The organism is Pseudomonas sp. IT-P176, from assembly GCF_949767245.1.
In the GTDB taxonomy this organism is placed as follows: domain Bacteria; phylum Pseudomonadota; class Gammaproteobacteria; order Pseudomonadales; family Pseudomonadaceae; genus Aquipseudomonas.
Map to the genome: position 1 here is coordinate 336,100 of NZ_CATKPN010000035.1, position 14,930 is coordinate 351,029.

Below are 14,930 nucleotides of genomic sequence, written 5' to 3' on the forward strand. Positions count from 1 at the left end.
TTCTGGCGTTTGTTCGGGCCCCATCGCGAGCAAGCTCGCTCCCACAGGGTTTGTGGCGTGTATGCGGGATCTGTGGGCACCCAGAGCCATTGTGGGAGCGAGTGCCCGCTTGCGGCTTGCTCGCGATAGCGGTCTGTCAGGACGCCAGGCTCTTGCGAAACCGCGCCAGGGCAATCGCAAAGAACGCCAGGCCGATCACTGCCAGTGCCAGCAGGTCCGGCCAGACCACGTCGAGCGCGGCATCGCGGAACAGGATCGCCGCACTGAGGCTGACGAAGTGGGTGGAGGGCGAGCCCTGCATCACCCACTGCAGCCACTGCGGCATGCTGTCCAGCGGGGTGCTGCCGCCCGAGAGCAGCAGCATCGGAATGATCACCGGAATCGCCAGCAGGCCGAACTGCGGTGTCGAGCGGGCCAGGGTTGCGAGGAATATCCCCAGCGCCGTGCTCGCGAACAGATACAGCGCAGTCACCAGCAGGAACAGCCCCAGGGAGCCCGCTAGCGGAACTCCCAACAGCCCTTTGACCACCACCTCCAACGACACCCAGGTGCACAGCACCACCACCAGCATGTTGCTGCCGATTTTCGCCAGCATGATTTCCAGCGCCGTCAGCGGCAGCACCAGCAAATGGTCGAGGGTGCCGTGTTCGCGCTCGCGCAGCAGCGCGGTACCGGTCAGGACGATGGCGAGGATGGTGATGTTGTTGACGATTTGGATCACCGCCAGGAACCAGCCTCCCTCCAGGTTGGTGTTGAACAGTGCGCGGGTGGTCAGCAGGGCCGGTGCCTTGCTGGCCGTATCCGGCTGCCCGCCATAGTTGAGCAGTTCACGCTGGAAGATCCGCCCGATGTAGCCGGCCCCCATGAAGGCCTGGCTCATGGCGGTGGCGTCGACGTTGACCTGCACGGCCGGCGAGCGACCCGCCAGGAGGTCGGCCTGGAAGTTGGCCGGCACGTTGATCACAAAGGTGTACTGCCCGCGGTCCATGACTTGGTCCAACTGGTCGTAAGGCAGCGGCACGGCAGCCTGGAACTGCGGCGGTTGCAGGGCGTCGGCGAGCTGGCGCGAGAGATGACTGTGGTCTTCGTCGACGATCGCCACACTGGCGTTGTTGACCCCGATCACCGAGCCGGCGGCGGGCATGTAGATCGCCACGCTGAAGGCGTACAGCAAGAACAGCAGCAAGACGCTGTCGTGGCGCAGGCTCGTGAGCTCCTTGAGCCCCAGGCGCAGGATGTGCGAGAGCTGGTGCATCAGACCTCCTGCTTCTTGAGCATGATCAGGCTCAGCCCGGTGAAACCAAGGAAAAACCCGAACAGTGCCAGGCACTGTGGCCACAACTGGCGCACATCCAGGGCTTTGGTGAAGGTGCCGACGGCGATGTCGAGGAAGTAGCCGGCTGGGAACAATTGCCCCATCAGGGCTGCGGCGCCTTCGAGCGAGGAACGCGGCACGATCAGGCCGGAGAACTGGATGGTCGGCAGGCTGGTGATAATCATGGTGCCGAGGATGGCGGCGATCTGGGTGCGGGTGAACGCCGAAATCAGCAGGCCCATGCTGGTGGTCGCCAGCACATAGAGCAGGCCACCGAAGGCCAGGGTCAGACCGCTGCCTTTGAACGGCACGCCGAACAGCCAGCGGTTCATCGCCACCAGTAAGCCGAGATTGACCAGGCTGACGGCCAGGTAGGGCGCCTGCTTGCCCAGCAGGAACTCCAGGCGGGTCAGCGGCGTGGCGTAGAAGTTGGTGATCGAGCCCAGCTCTTTTTCCCGGACGATGCCCAGCGCGGTGAGCATGGCCGGGATGAAAGCCAGGATCAGCGCCATGACTCCCGGGCCGATGGCGTTCACGCTGACCACGTCCTGGTTGTAGCGAAAGCGCGTTTCCAGTCTGGCCGCCGGGCGTTGGTTGAGCGCCGGGCTGCTTTGCGCGGCGAGTTGCTCGAGGTTGGCCTGGTGCACCGCCTCGACGTAGTTGCGGCTGGTCTCTGCACGAAACGGCATGCCGCCATCGAGCCACGCGGCCACGGCCGGTTGACGCCCGGCGTACAGATCGCGGCCGAAGCCTGGGGGAATTTCCAGTGCAAGCTTGATTTCCGAGCGTTGCAGGCGCTGGTGTAATTGCCTGGCATCGTGGATAGGCGCTTGTTCGGCGAAGTAGCGCGAGCCGCGAAACGCCTCGAGGTAAGCGCGGCTTTGCGGGGTCTGGTCCTGGTCGTAGACGGCGAAAGCCAGTTTCTCGACGTCCAGGGAGATGCCGTAGCCAAAGATCACCATCATGAACAAGGCCCCGGCGAGGGCGAAGGCCAGGCGCACTTTGTCGCGCAGCAACTCCTTGCCCTCGCGGCTGGCCACGGCAATCAACCGCCGCAGGCTGAATGCGGCGCCGCCCGTGGGTGCCGGAGCTGTCGCGGCGTTGACCGCTGCCGGGGGTGGCGGCGCCGGGCTGGCGTCCTGCGCATCTTGCAGGCAGCGGACGAAGGCGTCTTCCAGGGTGTCTCCAGCAAACTGCTGCTGCAGCGCCGCCGGGGTGTCGCAGGCCAGCACCTTGCCAGCGTGCATCAGCGAGATCCGGTCACAGCGCTGGGCTTCATTCATGAAGTGGGTCGACAGGAAGATCGTCACCCCTTGCTCGCGGGACAGCTCGATCAGCAGTCGCCAGAAATCATCCCGGGCGGCCGGGTCGACGCCGGAAGTCGGTTCGTCGAGGATTAGCACTTCCGGGCGGTGCAGTACCGCGACCGCCAGTGACAAGCGCTGTCGCAAGCCCAGCGGCAGTGCTCCCGACTGTTGCCCGGCAATGCTGCCCAGGTCGAACCGCTGGATCAGTTCCTCGATGCGCGTGGCGCTCTCGGCCTTGGGCAAGTCGAACAGCCGCGCGTGCAACTCGAGGTTCTGGCGCACGCTGAGTTCGCCGTAGAGCGAGAAGCTCTGCGACATGAAACCGACCCGCTTGCGCGTAGCCAGGTCCTTGGCATCCACCGGTTTGCCGAGCAACGTGGCGCTGCCTTCGCTGGCTGGCATCAGGCCGGTGAGGACCTTCATGGTGGTGGTCTTGCCGCAGCCGTTGGAGCCGAGGAAACCGAAAATCTCGCCACGACCGATGGCAAAGCTGACCTTGTTCACGGCCGTGAAGTCGCCGAAGCGCAGGGTCAGTTCGTGGGCCTGGATGGCGATGTCGAGGTTGTCGTGGGGGCGCGGTGGAATAACCAGCGGTTGGCTACTGCGTTTGCGGTCACCTTGAAAGTAGGTGAACGCATCGTCCAGTTTGCCGCTGGGGGTCACGGCTGCCAGGTCGCGACTCAGGCCGTCGGCGATCAGCTTGCCGGCGTCGAGCATCAGGCAGTGCTCGAACTGTTCGGCCTCCTCCATATAAGCGGTGGCGACCAGCAGGGTCAGTTGTGGGCGCTGGCGGCGGACATCTTCTACCAACTCCCAGAAGTGCCGGCGGGACAGCGGGTCGACGCCGGTGGTCGGCTCATCGAGGATCAGCAGGTCCGGTTCATGGATCAGCGCGCAGCACAGGCCGAGTTTCTGTTTCATCCCGCCGGACAGCTTGCCCGCCGGCCGCTCGGCAAACCGTGCCAGGTCGGTGGCCAGCAACAGGCTCTGCATGCGTTGTTCGCACTCGTCCTTCGACAGGCCGAACAGGGTGGCGAAGAAGCGGATGTTCTCGTTGATCGACAGGTCCGGATACAGGTTGCCACCCAGGCCCTGGGGCATGAAGGCGATGCGCGGGTACAGGCTGTTGCGATGGCGGCGCTGGTCGATAGATCCGCCCAGCACCTGCAGGTCTCCGCGTTGTAGTTTCTTCACCCCGGCAATCAGCCCCAGCAGGCTGGATTTGCCCGCACCATCGGGGCCGATCAGGCCGCAGCGTGTGCCGCTGGGTAGGCTGAACGCGATGTCGATCAGTGCCTGTTGTGCGCCGTAGGCATGGCACAGGCCTTTGGCCTGCAGCGCCAGGGCGCTCATTGCAGGTTGGCCGGCCAGTCCACCGTCGCCGTGCGCACATAACCGGCGCCCGGCATTCCCGGTTTGGCCTCGGGCACGGCGGCCGGGTCAGTCAGTTTGAGCTTGACCCGGAACACCAGCTTTTGCCGCTCGTCACGGGTTTCCACTTCCTTGGGGGTGAACTGCGACTTGGCCGCGACAAAACTGATTCTGGCCGGCAATGGCCGGTCGGGCAGGGCGTCGAGCAGGATGCGCGCCTCGGCACCGACGGTCAGGCGCCCAGTGACCGAGGCCGGCAGATAGAGGTTCATGTACTGGTCGTTTGGGTCGATCAACAGCAGTACCCGGCCGCCGGCACCGAGTACTTCGCCCGGTTCCGCCAGGCGCAGCTGGATCACCCCGTCGATGGGGGCCCGCAGGCTGCTGTCTTCGATTTCACTGGTCAGTTGCGCGACTTGCGCCTGGGCTGCACCGATCGCCGCCTGCACTGCCGCGACCTGGGCATTGGCGGCCTGGACTGCAGCGTTGCCGGTATTCAGGCGAGCCTGCTGCTGGTCGAGAATCTGCTGGCTGGCGAAACCGCGATTGAACAGTTCCCGTGAGCGCTTGATTTCCTGGCTGGCCAGCAGCAGTTCGCTTTGGCGCAACTGCACATTGGCCTCGGCCGCCGCGTAGTTTTGCCGGGCGCGCAGCACCTCGGCCTCGGCCTGGTTGCGCTGGGCCTCCAGGGTGCGGGTGTCCATGCGCGCCAGCAACTGGCCCTTGAGCACCTTGTCGCCTTCGTCGACATGCACGTCGGCGAGGCGTCCGGGGAGCTTGCTGGCAATCTGCACTTCGGTGGCTTCAAGCCGCCCATTGCCCATGCTCAGGCCTTCGGGCAGGCGGTCGCGCAGGGATTTCCAATAGCCGAAACCGCCGGCGGCGACCAGCAGGACCATTAACGAAACGGCAAATAGACGGGATGAGCGATGGTTTGTCGACATGAGTGCATCCTGCAACTGTAGCGTCCTAGTCTGACGGGTTCAGCGCAGTGGCGACTTGATGCCCGTCAAATGAAAGGCGAGCCTAACCCTTACTGGGGGCTTATGCATCCGCTGCGGGCGTGACCGCCGGGTTCTGCTGTTCAGCGCAAGGCGAGCACCGCCGCCCATTGCTCGGCCGTGACCGGCATCACCGACAGCCGGCTGCCTTTTTGCACCAGGGGCATCTCTGCCAATGCCGCTTGCTGCTTGAGGTAATCGAGCTTGAGCACCTTGGCGAAGGTGTCCACGTGCGCGACGTCGATCGCGCTCCAGGGATTTTTTTCGGCGTTGGCCTTGGGGTCGTGGTAGTGGCTTTGCGGATCGAGGGCCGTCGGGTCCGGGTAGGCGGCTTCGACGATCTTGCCAATCCCGGCAATTCCCGGCTCCGGGCAACTGGAGTGATAGAAGAAGAACTCGTCACCCACCGCCATGGCCCGCAGGAAGTTGCGGGCCTGATAGTTGCGAACCCCGTCCCAGCGGGCTTGCCCGAGCTTTTCCAGGCCCTTGATCGAGAGCTCGTCGGGCTCGGATTTCATCAGCCAATAGGCCATCTTTTTTGCTCCAGGAGAGGGGGGCGGAAAAGGGTTCCGGCAAATACATGACAAACCGACGGTCGGTTGACGCCAGCGTTTGCGTGTCGCCTCACGTTACCGCAAAATGCCGGACTTTTAAGCAAGACGCGGCAAGCACGGCCTGTAACGGACACCGCTGCTGACATCGTGTGTGAAATGCCTTGAGGGGGGCAATCGATGAAACGCAAACCGGATTTACTCTGGGTTCTGGTCATAGTGTTCGGTTTGGGTGTGGTGACTACCGGCTACGCGCAGAGCCTGTGGGCGAACAAAACCGATGCTCCGCTCGAGCTCGCGCAACAGATTCAACCCTTCAAGCGCTGATCTTCACGCAACAGGGTTCGCTGCCAGCGGACCCGCGACATACCACTGGCGATCAGTCACCGTTCCTTGCAACGGCACATCCCAGCTCGCCTGATCCAGCTTCGCGACCTTCTGACATTCATGGGCCAGGCCCAGCAGCGTTGGCTTGCGCCAGCTCTGGCGGCGTGCCAGGTAAGCCAGGCTGCGGTCATAAAACCCACCGCCCATGCCCAGGCGTCCACCTTCCTGATCAAAGCCGACCAATGGCAGCAGCACCAGGTCCAAGGTCCAGACCTTGCGCTGGCGGGCCTGGTTGGCCCGTGGTTCGAGAATGCGGAAACGATTGGGCCGCAGTTTTTCGCCCGGGCGAATGCGCTGGAACACCATCTTGGTGCGTGGCCAGGCGCTGAGCACCGGCAGGTAGGTAGCCTTGCCCCGGCGCTGTGCCGCACGCAGCAGCAGGCGCGGATCGATTTCACCGTCGGTGGGCAGGTACAGGGAGATGTGTCTGGCGCGGCGGAACAGCGCGTGTTGGGCCAGTTGCCGATACAGCCCGTGGGCGGCTTGGCGTTGCTGGCTGGCGCTCAGTGCGCGGCGGGCCTGGCGCAGCTTGCGTCGAAGTTGCGGGCGGGAAAGCGGCGCAGGTTCGGTCATCGTCATGGGCTGTTCGAGTGGCGAGGGCACCAGCACGGTGGTCGCGTAATAAAGCCGATGCCAGCATGGGCTGGCATCGGCTTGAATCAGGCTCCCCGGATGAACCGCTGCTGACTTAGCCCTTGAACCCGAAAGTTCAAGGTGGAAGATGCAGTAGGCTTTCAGGCTTTCCGTCTAGCGGACATGCACACCAGCCCAACGTGCAACCTCCAGGGTAGTGCGAATCGGCTCAGGGACATCGTCAACTGGCAAGCACCCCAGGGAGTGGCGCGAGTATACCGCAACCACCCCGAGGAATCAGCCTTTGCTGACATCCGGATCGGTGGCCAGCACCAGATCCACACGATCGAGCAGGTCGCGCACTTGCTCGCGAGTCGAGCCGCTGGCCTGCACGTCCGGTCGTTCCTGGCTGTGCAACAGGTCGTGGGTTATGTTCAAGGCAGCCATCACTGCGATGCGGTCGGCGCCGATGACTTTGCCGCTGCTGCGGATTTCGCGCATCTTGCCGTCCAGGTAACGGGCAGCGCTCACCAGGTTGCTGCGCTCTTCCTGTGGGCAGATGATCGAATACTCTTTGTCGAGAATCTGCACGGTAACGCTATTGCTTGAACTCATGAGTCTTGCTCCAGGGCCTTGAGGCGCGAAATCATCGATTCGACCTTACGCCGGGCGATTTCATTTTTTTCAATGAGGTGCGCGCGTTCCTCGCGCCAGGTCTTTTCCTGAGCTAATAAGAGTCCGTTTTGGCCCTTAAGTTGCTCGACCCGGGTAATTAGCAGTTCGAGTCTGGCCATCAGCGCTTGCAGGTCGGTGTCTTCCATAGCGTTCCACGGTTTTTGTCTGATGGGCGGTAACTGGCGGACAGCCTTTAATAGTCTTGGCGAGTCTGTCGATGTAGGATACAAGGCCTTCATTCTAGACATAGCGCCGCTTGGCGCCTAGCTGCCCATGACCAATCAGAATTCCCCGTATAACGCCTTTGCCACCCTGCTGAGCACCAGCGGCCATCCTTGCTCTCCTGCCGAGCTTCACGGCGTGCTGCTGGGCCGCAGTTGCACCGGTGTTGGCTTTGATGCCGACAACTGGCTGGCGGATGTCGCCGAACTGCTGGAAACCGAACCTGCGGAAAACGTACGCAACGCGCTGATCGGCCTGCAGGAAATGGTCAAGGGCGAGTTGACGGGCGACGAAGTCACTGTAGTCCTGCTGCTGCCAACCGACGACGCGCCGCTTACCGAGCGTGCTGCCGCGCTGGGCCAATGGTGCCAGGGCTTCCTCCACGGCTTCGGCGTCAACGCCTCCGGCCTGGATCTGAGCACCGATGCCCGTGAAGTGCTGCAAGACCTCGCTGCCATCTCCCAGGTGCAAGACGCCCTGGAAGAGTCCGAAGACGGTGAAAGCGACTATATGGAAGTGATGGAATACCTGCGCGTTGCGCCGCTGCTGCTGTTCGCCGAGACCAAAAAACCGGTTGTACCGGCTGCACCCAAGCCGTCGCTGCACTAAGAAAGGATCCCCATCTGCCCATGATCCATATCCCGAAGTCGGAATACGCGCGCCGGCGCAAGGCGCTGATGGCGCAGATGGAACCCAACAGCATCGCAATCCTGCCGGCCGCCGCCGTGGCGATCCGCAACCGTGACGTCGAGCACGTGTATCGCCAGGACAGCGACTTCCAGTACCTCAGTGGTTTCCCCGAGCCTCAAGCCGTCATCGTCTTGATGCCTGGCCGCGAGCACGGCGAATACCTGCTGTTTTGCCGTGAACGCAACGTCGAACGCGAGTTGTGGGATGGCCTGCGCGCCGGCCAGGAGGGCGCAATTCGCGACTTCGGGGCCGACGACGCCTTTCCGATCACCGACATCGACGACATCCTGCCGGGCCTGATCGAAGGCCGCGACCGGGTTTACTCGGCCATGGGCAGCAATCCGGAATTCGATCGGCATTTGATGGACTGGATCAACGTGATCCGCTCCAAGGCGCACCTGGGTGCGCAGCCGCCGAACGAATTTGTTGCCCTGGATCATCTGCTGCACGACATGCGCCTGTATAAATCGGCGGCAGAAGTGAAGGTGATGCGCGAGGCGGCGCGGATTTCCGCCCAGGCCCATGTTCGTGCAATGCAGGCCAGCCGTGCCGGGCTGCATGAGTTCAGCCTGGAAGCGGAGCTGGATTACGAGTTCCGCAAGGGTGGGGCGAAAATGCCGGCCTACGGCTCGATCGTCGCTGCCGGGCGCAACAGCTGCATCCTGCATTACCAGCAGAACGACGCGGTGCTCAAGGACGGTGACCTGGTATTGATCGACGCCGGGTGTGAAATCGACTGCTATGCCAGCGATATCACCCGCACCTGGCCGGTCAACGGCACGTTCACCGCGGAGCAGAAGGCGATCTACGAACTGGTGCTGGCTTCCCAGGAAGCGGCCTTTGCCCAGATCGCGCCGAACAAGCACTGGAACCAGGCCCACGAGGCGACGGTCCAGGTGATTACCGCCGGGCTGGTGCACCTGGGCCTGTTGCAGGGCGACGTTGACGAACTGATCGCCAGCGAAGCCTACAAGGCGTTCTACATGCACCGCGCCGGCCATTGGCTGGGCATGGATGTGCACGACGTGGGTGAGTACAAGGTGGGTGGTGAATGGCGGGTGCTGGAAGTCGGCATGGCCTTGACCGTCGAGCCGGGCATCTACATTGCTCCGGACAATCTGCAGGTGGCGAAGAAATGGCGCGGCATTGGCGTGCGCATCGAGGATGACGTGGTGGTAACCAAGCAAGGCTGTGAAATCCTGACCCGTGGCGTACCCAAGACAGTCGCCGAGATCGAGGCCCTTATGGCCGCGGCACGGGGCCAAGCGGCATGAGCCGGGTCAACCTGGCGATCATCGGTGGCGGGCTGGTGGGCGCCAGCCTGGCGTTGGCGCTGCAGGCCGGGGCCAAGGCCCGTGGCTGGAAGATCGTGCTGATCGAACCCTTCGCCCCCGGTGACAGCTACCAGCCCAGCTACGACGCACGTTCCTCGGCGTTGTCCTTCGGTGCCCGGCAGATCTACCAGCGCCTGGGCCTGTGGCAGGAGATCTCCCGCCGGGCCGAGCCGATCAAGCAGATTCACGTCTCCGACCGTGGACGGTTTTCCACCGCCCGCCTGTCCGCCATGGAAGAGGGCGTTCCGGCGCTCGGTTATGTGGTGGAAAACGCCTGGCTCGGCCAATGCCTGTGGCAGGGTCTGGACAAGGACGTGATCACCTGGCGTTGCCCAGCCGAGGTCACGCGCATGGAGCCCTTGGTAGATGGCTACCGCCTGACCCTCAACGATGAAACCAGCCTGGATTGCGACCTAGCGGTGCTGGCCGACGGCGGCCGCTCGGGGTTGCGCGAGCAGTTGGGGATTGGCGTCAAGACGCGTCCCTATAACCAGAGCGCGCTGATCGCCAACATCACGCCCAGCGAAGCCCACAACGGCATGGCGTTCGAACGGTTCACCGATGACGGCCCGATGGCCCTGTTGCCGCTGCCGGAAAATCGCTGTGCGCTGGTCTGGACCCGCCTGGGCATGGACGCACAACGCCTGGCGCAGCTGGATGAACGCAGTTTCCTCAGTGAATTGCAGGGCGTGTTCGGCTATCGCCTGGGGACGCTCAAACAAGTGGGCGCGCGGCATCTGTATCCGCTGTCGCTGATCGAGGCCGAGGAGCAGGTGCGCCCGCACCTGGCAGTGCTCGGTAACGCCGCCCACAGCCTGCATCCGATAGCCGGGCAGGGCTTCAACCTGTCGCTGCGCGACGCCCAGGCCCTGGCTGAAGCCCTGCTTGGCAGTGACCAGCCGGCGGGCGACTTCGCCACCTTGCAGGCCTATCGCGAGCGCCAGCGCCTGGACCAGAACCTCACCGTGGGTTTCTCCGACCAGGTCACCCGTTTGTTTGGCAGCACCCAGCCACTGGTGTCCCTGGGCCGCAACCTCGGCCTGCTGGGGCTCGATCTGTTACCGCCGGCCAAGCGCTGGTTCGCTCGCCAGGCCATGGGGTTGGGAACCCGGGCCGATGGTTAAGTGGCTGACCCGGCGGCTGGGCAAGGCGCGGTTGCTGCGTTGGTTCATGGGTTTCTACCCGCCGTACCTCGGCGCGGGCGTGCGGGTGCGCCCTATCAGCGATGACATTCACGACGGCGCTGGCACCTTGGTAGCCCGGGTCGAAAAAACCCTTTACGTGCGGCTCAAGCCGCAAGCGAGACAGGCTTAAAGCATGGAAATGCGCGCAGATCTGCTGATTGTCGGGGCCGGGATGGTCGGCAGTGCCTTGGCACTGGCCCTCCAGAACAGTGGCCTGGAAGTCCTGCTGCTCGATGGCAGCCCGATGAGTGTCAAACCCTTCGATGGGCAATCGGCGTTCGAGCCGCGAGTCAGTGCCTTGTCGGCCGCCAGCCAGCGCATTCTCGAGCGCCTGGGAGTGTGGGACGGTGTGCTGCGGCGCCGTAGCAGTCCCTACTGCGACATGCAGGTGTGGGACGGCAGCGGCACCGGGCAGATTCACTTTTCTGCCGCCAGCGTGCACGCCGAAGTCCTGGGACATATCGTCGAGAACCGCGTGGTGCAGGATGCGTTGCTCGACCGTCTGCACGACTGCGACCTGGGCCTGCTGGCCAATGCGCGCCTGGAGCAGATGCGGCGCTCCGGCGACGATTGGCTGCTGACCCTGGCCGATGGCCGGACCTTGCGCGCGCCCTTGGTGATCGCCGCCGATGGCGCCAACTCGGCCGTGCGACGCTTGACCGGGGTGGCGACCCGGGAATGGGATTATCTGCACCACGCCATCGTCACCAGTGTGCGCAGCTCCCGGCCACACCAGATGACGGCCTGGCAGCGTTTTACCGATCACGGCCCGCTGGCCTTCCTGCCCCTTGCGCGCGACGGCCAGCAGGATTGGTGCTCGATCGTCTGGTCGACCACCCCCAGCGAAGCCGAGCGCCTGATGGGGCTGGACGAGCAGGCTTTCTGTGCAGAGCTTACGCGCGCTTTCGAAGGGCGCCTGGGCCAGGTGCTGAGTGCCGACCCGCGCCTCTGTGTGCCCCTGCGCCAGCGCCACGCCAAGCGCTATGTGGCCGAAGGCCTGGCGCTGATCGGTGACGCCGCGCACACCATTCACCCGTTGGCCGGGCAGGGGGTCAACCTGGGTTTCCTCGATGCCGCGGTGCTGGCCGAGGTGCTGTTGCAAGCAACGGCACGGGGCGAGCGGTTGGCGGATGTGAAAGTATTGAGCCGCTACGAACGCCGGCGCATGCCCCACAACCTGGCGTTAATGGCGGCGATGGAAGGCTTCGAGCGCTTGTTCCAGGCCGATCCCTTGCCCGTGCGCTGGTTGCGCAATACCGGCTTGAAGCTGGTCGACCAGATGCCCGAGGCCAAGGCGCTGTTCGTGCGCCAGGCGCTGGGCTTGAGCGGTGATCTGCCGGAGCTGGCCAAGGCTTGAGGGGGCGGTTGGGGCGAGCCTCAGCGAGGCCGTGCAACATCTGGTAACTCCTCCACAGAGGGATCGGTTGAGATGGCAAATGTGACTCCTTATCATTTGGCCTCATTTCTGATATCGAGAGACCGCTCCCATGTTGGCACCGAAGCGTCTACTGACAGCCATCGCCCTGACCCTGATTGGCACCACGGCGCAGGCCGCCGACGAAGTGGTGGTCTACTCCTCGCGTATCGATGAGCTGATCAAGCCGGTCTTCGATGCCTACACCGAGAAAACCGGTGTCAAAGTGAAGTTCATCACCGACAAGGAAGCGCCGCTGATGCAGCGCATCAAGGCCGAAGGTGAAAACGCCACCGCCGACCTGCTGCTGACCGTCGACGCCGGCAACCTTTGGCAGGCCGAGCAGATGGGCATCCTGCAGCCGTTCACCTCGAAGGTGATCGATACCAACATTCCCCTGCAATACCGCGCCGCGTCCCACGCCTGGACCGGCCTGAGCCTGCGTGCACGGACGCTGGCCTACTCCACCGAGCGGGTCAAGCCTGAGGAAATGACCACCTACGAAGCCCTGGCCGACAAGAAGTGGGAAGGCCGCCTGTGCCTGCGCACGGCGAAGAAGGTCTACAACCAGTCGTTGACCGCGACCCTGATCGAAACCCATGGCGCCGGCAAGACCGAGGAAATCATCAAGGGCTGGGTCAACAACCTCGCCACTGACGTGTTCTCCGATGACACCGCCGTGCTCGAAGCCATCGCCGCCGGGCAGTGCGACGTCGGCATCGTCAACACCTATTACTACGGCCGCCTGCACAAGCAGAAGCCGGAACTGCCGGTCAAACTGTTCTGGCCAAACCAGGCCGACCGTGGCGTGCACGTCAACCTGTCGGGCATTGGCCTGACCAAGCATGCGCCACACCCGGAAGCCGCCAAGGCCCTGGTGGAGTGGATGACCACTGCCGAAGCCCAGAAGATCTTCGCCGACGTCAACCAGGAGTTCCCGGCCAACCCGAACGTCAAGCCGTCGGCTGAAGTCGAGGCCTGGGGCAAATTCATCCCGGACACCCTGCCGGTCGAAGTGGCTGGCCTGCGCCAGGCCGAAGCGATTCGCCTGATGGACCGCGCTGGCTGGAACTGAGTTATCAAGGGGGGCCACCCCCGAGCTATTTGTAGGAGCGAGCAAGCTCGCTCCCACTGGTTTTGTGCAGGACCTATGGGGGGCAATCTCCTCTGCACAAAACAAAGCTGTTAGCCTTCGCTCCCCCGGCCCCGCCTTTTTCGAGACATCCCTTGGCCCATCCCGCACAACGTCGCTGGTATCCGCTGGTTTTCACTGTCGCCGCCCTGGTGCTGCTGCCCCTGAGCGTACTGCTGCTGTCGTGGCAGAGCGTCGACCTGCAGATCTGGTCGCACCTGTGGGACACCCAGATGCCGCGTCTGCTGGGCAACACCTTGACCCTGATCCTCGGGGTTGGCGTTGGCGTCACGCTGCTGGGCGTCAGCCTGGCCTGGCTCACCAGCCTTTGCGAGTTTCCCGGCCGGCGCTGGCTGGACTGGGCATTGATGCTGCCCTTTGCCATTCCGGCCTACGTCCTGGCCTTCGTGTTTGTCGGCTTGCTGGACTTCTCCGGCCCGGTACAGACCCTGCTGCGTGAATGGTTCGGCAGTGGCCTGCGCCTGCCACGGGTGCGCTCCACTGGCGGGGTGATACTGGTGCTGGTGCTGGTGTTCTATCCCTACGTCTACCTGCTCGCCCGCACGGCGTTCCTGGCCCAGGGCAAGGGCTTGATGGAAGCGGCGCGGGTGCTCGGCCAATCCCCCTGGCAAGCCTTCTGGCGAGTGGCCCTGCCTATGGCGCGACCGGCGATCGGTGCCGGTGTGGCCTTGGCATTGATGGAGACCCTGGCGGACTTCGGCGCGGTCTCGGTGTTCAACTTCGATACCTTCACCACTGCGATCTACAAGACCTGGTATGGCTTCTTCAGCCTGTCCAGCGCGGCCCAACTGGCCAGCCTGTTGCTGCTGGTGGTGATGCTGTTGCTGTACGGCGAGCGCCGTGCGCGGGGCGCCAGCCGAGCGAGCAACGAGCGGCCACGGGGCAAGGCGCTCTATCACCTGCATGGCTTCAAGGCGCTGGCGGCCAGCAGTTGGTGTGTCCTGGTGTTCGCCTGCGCATTTGTCATTCCCTTGCTGCAACTGCTGGCGTGGTTCTGGCAGCGCGGGCGCTTCGATCTCGACGAGCGGTATGCCGGGCTGATCCTGCACACCCTGTACCTGGGCGCCATGGCCGCGCTGATCACCGTCAGCGTCGCGCTGCTGCTGGCGTTCGCCCGGCGCCTGGCGCCGACCCGGGCGATCCGCTCCGGGATCAGCGTGGCCAATATCGGCTACGCCTTGCCCGGCTCGGTGCTGGCGGTGTCGATCATGCTGGCGTTCAGTTACCTGGACCGTGAACTGGTGGTGCCCCTGTCGAGCTGGCTGGGCGGTGCCGGTAAACCGCTGCTGCTGGGTAGTCTGTCGGCCTTGCTGCTGGCGTACCTGGTGCGGTTCATCGCGGTGGCCTACGGGCCGCTGGAAAACAGCCTGGCGCGGATTCGCCCCTCATTGCCGGAAGCCGCCCGCAGCCTGGGAGTGAGTGGGCCACGACTGTTTTTCAAAGTGTATCTGCCATTGTTGCTGCCCGGCACCCTGAGCGCAGCGCTGCTGGTGTTCGTCGATGTGCTCAAGGAAATGCCGGCGACCTTGCTGATGCGCCCGTTTGGCTGGGACACGCTGGCTGTGCGGATTTTCGAAATGACCAGTGAAGGCGAATGGGCGCGGGCCTCGTTGCCCGCCTTGAGCCTGATTCTGGTGGGCCTGTTACCGGTGATTGGCTTGATCCGGCGTTCGGCTCAGCGAATCGGTTAGGTGCCAGTCCTACATCATGCGGCTACAATGCGCGGCATTCGGTGTGGATCGTCCTTCAGACC

Annotated in this window: 15 protein-coding genes and 1 other RNA gene; 8 read left to right on the top strand and 8 right to left on the bottom strand. The window is 63.8% G+C overall.

Annotated elements, in window-relative coordinates; translation table 11 throughout:
- Positions 1-136: 136 nt before the first annotated feature.
- From ACM6IP_RS07610 to ACM6IP_RS07625, 4 genes are all read right to left on the bottom strand, one after another.
- On the bottom strand, positions 137-1,255 hold the full coding sequence (locus tag ACM6IP_RS07610) for an ABC transporter permease (protein ID WP_095164743.1): 1,119 nt from the start codon (positions 1,253-1,255) through the stop codon (positions 137-139).
- Positions 1,255-3,975: a ribosome-associated ATPase/putative transporter RbbA gene (gene rbbA / locus ACM6IP_RS07615; protein WP_414861229.1), complete on the bottom strand. Its 2,721-nt coding sequence runs from the start codon at positions 3,973-3,975 to the stop codon at positions 1,255-1,257. The genes ACM6IP_RS07610 and rbbA overlap by 1 nt, the downstream gene beginning before the upstream one ends.
- Positions 3,972-4,937 carry an efflux RND transporter periplasmic adaptor subunit gene (locus ACM6IP_RS07620; RefSeq protein ID WP_320333241.1) on the bottom strand — a complete coding sequence of 322 codons (966 nt, stop codon included), beginning with the start codon at positions 4,935-4,937 and terminating at the stop codon, positions 3,972-3,974. The genes rbbA and ACM6IP_RS07620 overlap by 4 nt, the downstream gene beginning before the upstream one ends.
- Before the next feature lie 140 nt (positions 4,938-5,077).
- Positions 5,078-5,527 (bottom strand): EVE domain-containing protein, encoded by a 450-nt coding sequence (locus ACM6IP_RS07625; protein ID WP_095164737.1) that lies wholly within the window; start codon positions 5,525-5,527, stop codon positions 5,078-5,080.
- A 198-nt stretch (positions 5,528-5,725) separates the two neighbouring features.
- Here ACM6IP_RS07625 and ACM6IP_RS07630 point away from each other — a divergent pair, with 198 nt between their 5' ends.
- Positions 5,726-5,872 carry a hypothetical protein gene (locus ACM6IP_RS07630; RefSeq protein ID WP_174244601.1) on the top strand — a complete coding sequence of 49 codons (147 nt, stop codon included), beginning with the start codon at positions 5,726-5,728 and terminating at the stop codon, positions 5,870-5,872.
- 3 nt (positions 5,873-5,875) lie between these two features.
- Here ACM6IP_RS07630 and ACM6IP_RS07635 read toward each other — a convergent pair whose 3' ends face one another.
- From ACM6IP_RS07635 to ACM6IP_RS07650, 4 genes are all read right to left on the bottom strand, one after another.
- Positions 5,876-6,505, bottom strand: coding sequence for a 5-formyltetrahydrofolate cyclo-ligase (locus tag ACM6IP_RS07635; RefSeq protein WP_095165195.1), 630 nt, complete (start codon positions 6,503-6,505; stop codon positions 5,876-5,878).
- Positions 6,506-6,593: 88 nt separating this feature from the next.
- A non-coding RNA gene (gene ssrS / locus ACM6IP_RS07640) (6S RNA) lies at positions 6,594-6,772 on the bottom strand.
- A 30-nt stretch (positions 6,773-6,802) separates the two neighbouring features.
- Entirely contained in the window at positions 6,803-7,120 is a 318-nt protein-coding gene (locus ACM6IP_RS07645) for a cell division protein ZapA (protein ID WP_095164733.1), read from the bottom strand.
- Positions 7,117-7,326, bottom strand: coding sequence for a TIGR02449 family protein (locus ACM6IP_RS07650; RefSeq protein WP_058413757.1), 210 nt, complete (start codon positions 7,324-7,326; stop codon positions 7,117-7,119). The genes ACM6IP_RS07645 and ACM6IP_RS07650 overlap by 4 nt, the downstream gene beginning before the upstream one ends.
- Positions 7,327-7,453: 127 nt before the next feature.
- On the opposite strand from ACM6IP_RS07650, the gene ACM6IP_RS07655 reads away from it, so the two are divergent.
- The 7 genes from ACM6IP_RS07655 to ACM6IP_RS07685 all read left to right on the top strand — a co-directional run bounded on the left by ACM6IP_RS07655 (position 7,454) and on the right by ACM6IP_RS07685 (position 14,868).
- Positions 7,454-8,011, top strand: coding sequence for a YecA family protein (locus ACM6IP_RS07655; RefSeq protein WP_095164731.1), 558 nt, complete (start codon positions 7,454-7,456; stop codon positions 8,009-8,011).
- Positions 8,012-8,031: 20 nt separating this feature from the next.
- Positions 8,032-9,366, top strand: a complete 1,335-nt coding sequence (gene pepP, locus ACM6IP_RS07660) for a Xaa-Pro aminopeptidase (RefSeq protein ID WP_095164729.1) — start codon at positions 8,032-8,034, stop codon at positions 9,364-9,366.
- Positions 9,363-10,550, top strand: a complete 1,188-nt coding sequence (ubiH, locus tag ACM6IP_RS07665; protein ID WP_095164727.1) for a 2-octaprenyl-6-methoxyphenyl hydroxylase — start codon at positions 9,363-9,365, stop codon at positions 10,548-10,550. Before pepP ends, ubiH begins: the two co-directional genes overlap by 4 nt.
- Positions 10,543-10,740 carry a hypothetical protein gene (locus ACM6IP_RS07670; RefSeq protein ID WP_095164725.1) on the top strand — a complete coding sequence of 66 codons (198 nt, stop codon included), beginning with the start codon at positions 10,543-10,545 and terminating at the stop codon, positions 10,738-10,740. Before ubiH ends, ACM6IP_RS07670 begins: the two co-directional genes overlap by 8 nt.
- A gap of 9 nt (positions 10,741-10,749) precedes the next feature.
- Complete coding sequence (locus ACM6IP_RS07675) at positions 10,750-11,967, top strand: 2-octaprenyl-3-methyl-6-methoxy-1,4-benzoquinol hydroxylase (protein WP_414861326.1); 1,218 nt, start codon at positions 10,750-10,752, stop codon at positions 11,965-11,967.
- 130 nt (positions 11,968-12,097) lie between these two features.
- Complete coding sequence (locus ACM6IP_RS07680) at positions 12,098-13,099, top strand: extracellular solute-binding protein (RefSeq protein ID WP_095164722.1); 1,002 nt, start codon at positions 12,098-12,100, stop codon at positions 13,097-13,099.
- Positions 13,100-13,251: 152 nt separating this feature from the next.
- Positions 13,252-14,868 carry an ABC transporter permease gene (locus tag ACM6IP_RS07685; protein ID WP_095164720.1) on the top strand — a complete coding sequence of 539 codons (1,617 nt, stop codon included), beginning with the start codon at positions 13,252-13,254 and terminating at the stop codon, positions 14,866-14,868.
- Positions 14,869-14,930 lie beyond the last annotated feature (62 nt).